General features: G+C 66.6%; 3 protein-coding genes. 1 reads left to right on the top strand and 2 read right to left on the bottom strand.

All coding sequences use genetic code 11. The features are described from left to right. On the bottom strand, nt 1–780 hold a 780-nt coding region (locus VTU_RS29105; RefSeq protein WP_010108363.1), incomplete at its 3' end, for an EAL and HDOD domain-containing protein. 441 nt (nt 781–1,221) lie between these two features. Here VTU_RS29105 and VTU_RS0121030 point away from each other — a divergent pair. Beyond that, entirely contained in the window at nt 1,222–2,355 is a 1,134-nt protein-coding gene (locus VTU_RS0121030) for an acyltransferase family protein (protein ID WP_010108361.1), read from the top strand. On the opposite strand, the gene VTU_RS0121025 is transcribed toward VTU_RS0121030, so the two are convergent. Continuing rightward, the gene (locus VTU_RS0121025) at nt 2,275–2,556 is read right to left on the bottom strand and encodes an isochorismatase family protein (RefSeq protein ID WP_265597356.1); all 282 of its coding nucleotides are present in this window, start codon (nt 2,554–2,556) and stop codon (nt 2,275–2,277) included. The genes VTU_RS0121030 and VTU_RS0121025 overlap by 81 nt on opposite strands. Nucleotides 2,557–2,577: the final 21 nt, after the last annotated feature.

Here is a 2,577-nt window from a genome sequence, read left to right as displayed (position 1 = left end):
CAGCAGGTTGAAAGACAGGGAGGGGTCCTTCTTGAGCAACTCTTCGATCTCGGACGTGCTGGCCTGTTTGCGCACCAAGTTGATGAGTTGGATGATGGATGCTTGCGCGGGGCGGATCGTCGTCGCCTTGACCAGCGAAGGGCGGGCAAACCAATAGCCCTGGTACAGCTTCACGCCCAGCCTGCGCATGAGTTCGTACTGCTCGGCGGTTTCCACTTTTTCGGCGATCAGCATGGCCCTGCTGTGCATGCTGATGAAGCTGATCAGGGGCCCGGCCTGCTCGGGTTTGACGGCCTGCAAGTCGAGTTTGATGAACGCCGCCAGCGGCAGCCAGCCGGTGTACGCGCGGCGCAGTGCCCGCTGGTCGAACGCCAGGCGAAAGCCGCGGGTGCGCAGCGCCTGCAGCGTCGGGATGCGGCCTTCGATTTCTGCGGGCGTGGAATCGTCGGGCAAGGGCGGGACTTCCAGCACCACCTTTTCGGGATGAATCAACTCCAGATGAGCGCCCAGGAGACTGTCGTGGGTGCAGTTGATGAACATGGTTTTCTTGCCGACCAGGGCCTCGGTGCCGGCGTATGAAAGCGCATTGAACAGCAGGGCGGCGTCGCTCGTCGCCGTGTGCGCGTTGCTCGCGGTGGAGCGGTCGAAGAGTTCGTAGCCGTAGACGGTGCGGTGTTCGTCCACGATGGCCTGGCGGGCGATGATGGCAAGATTCTCGTCCACGGGTTCGAGCACGGGGGATGCGGTCTGCGGGGTGTCTTGTTCGGAACTGCTCGACATGGAAACCGCCGTGGTGAAGGACTGTGCGCAGATTTTAGACCCGCAGGCCCCCTGCATCGATTTCATTTCGTGCAACTTTTACCTTTGGCACCGGCCAGGGCCGGTTCGACCCGCGTTACCATCGCGCGCCCGCCATCGCGCACGTCCCCATCGGGCCAGCGGATGCAGCAGGGATGCGACCGCGTGCCATGCTCAGCCTGAACACGACCAGCAAAAAAGACTGCGCGCAAGCAAAGCGACAACAATTACCAGGAACTATGGAGACGGCCGAAGGCACGGTGAGCAGATGGATCGAAAACGCTTTCTTCATGGCGCCCGGATCGAAGCGCACGCGCAAGAGGGCAGGGGCTGGAGGCGTTCCGTCAGCACACAGCGCGTGCGCACGGTGCCCGCATCCGGCTTGAGCGCCGGGACGGCCTCCCGCCGACTCCGATCAACAGCATGAAGCCGGGCCCGCTGGACCCCACCGCGCACCGCACGCCATGGATCGACATGGTCAAGGGCCTGGCCTGCGCCGCCATCGTCTGGCACCACCTGGCTTCCTACGGACCGATGTCGGACATCGCGTATCCCTTGGCCCCCGCATTGCTCACCTGCTTGCACGACTACGGGCGCATGGCCGTTCCGGTGTTTCTGGTGCTCGGTGGCTACCTGGCAGCGGCCAGCCTGGCGCCGCAAGGCGTGGCACGCTTTGACCACGCCGGCCGCGCGCTCGCCCAACGCCTGGTGCGGTTGCTCGTGCCCTACGCGGTGGCGCTGCTGCTGGCGGTGCTGGCGGCCGCGCTGGTGCGGCCCTGGATGGCGCACCCCTCGGTGCCCGAGCCGCCCACCCTGGCGCAATTGCTGGCGAATGCCTTGCTGCTGCAAGACATCCTGGGCGAGGAGGCCTTGTCCGCCGGGGTCTGGTACGTGGCCATAGATTTCCAGTTGTTTGCACTGAGCGTGCTCGTGCTGGCGGGCGCCCGGGCCTTGCCCGGCGCCTGGGCGCAGCGGCACCCGGCCGCTGTGGCGCAGGTGCTGATCGCAGCCGGCACGGCGGCCTCGCTGTGGGTGTTCAACCGCATCGCCGGGCTCGACGTCTGGGCACCGTACTTTGCCGGTGCCTACGGGCTGGGCATGCAGGCCTGTTGGGCCGTGCACGCGCCCCGGGCGCGGGGATGGCTGGCGGCCATCGTGTTGTTGGCAGGCGCCGCACTCGCGCTGGACTACCGCAGCCGCGTGGCCGTGGCCCTGGTCACTGCGCTGTGCCTGGTGCTGGCCATGCGCTCCCGGCGCGTACAGTCCTGGCGCGGGATCGCTGCGCTGGTGCGACTGGGCCGGATGTCCTACTCGGTCTTTCTGCTGCACTTTTCCGTCAGCCTGTTCGTCAGCGCGGTGTTCAGCCGCTGGTGGCCGACCTCGGCGGCGCTCAACGCGCTGGGCATGCTGCTGGCGTTCGTGCTCTCGCTGGCCGCCGGGCGCATCCTGTACCTGCGGGTCGAACGCCGTGCACCGTCATGGCCCACGGCCCTGCGCTGGCAGCTGGGGCTGCTGGGGGTCGGCCTGCTGGTGGCGAAGTCTGCCAGTTGGGCCTGATGGGGGCGCCTCCTGCGCAGTGCGCGTGATGCGTGCGAAGCGCTCCAGAATGAGCGTCGCATATTGGTGCATGGCGGCCTCGGAATGCGCGCGCACGGCGCGTGCCGCACAGGCATCTTCGACCAAGGCGAATCGGTAGCCACGGTGGTAGCCGTCGACAATCGTCGACAGGCAGCACATGCTGGTTCCATAGCCGATCACGACAAACTCATGGGCGGCGTG

The sequence above is a fragment of the Verminephrobacter aporrectodeae subsp. tuberculatae At4 genome (assembly GCF_000193225.1).
Lineage (GTDB): Bacteria > Pseudomonadota > Gammaproteobacteria > Burkholderiales > Burkholderiaceae_C > Acidovorax > Acidovorax aporrectodeae.
Note: the sequence above shows the minus strand (reverse complement) of the source record. Positions and strands in the feature narration are given on the sequence as shown.

Coding starts and splice junctions, on each gene's coding strand:
- VTU_RS0121030 (WP_010108361.1), top strand. CDS start 1,222: ATGAAGCCGGGCCCGCTGGACCCCACCGCGCACCGCACGCCATGGATC.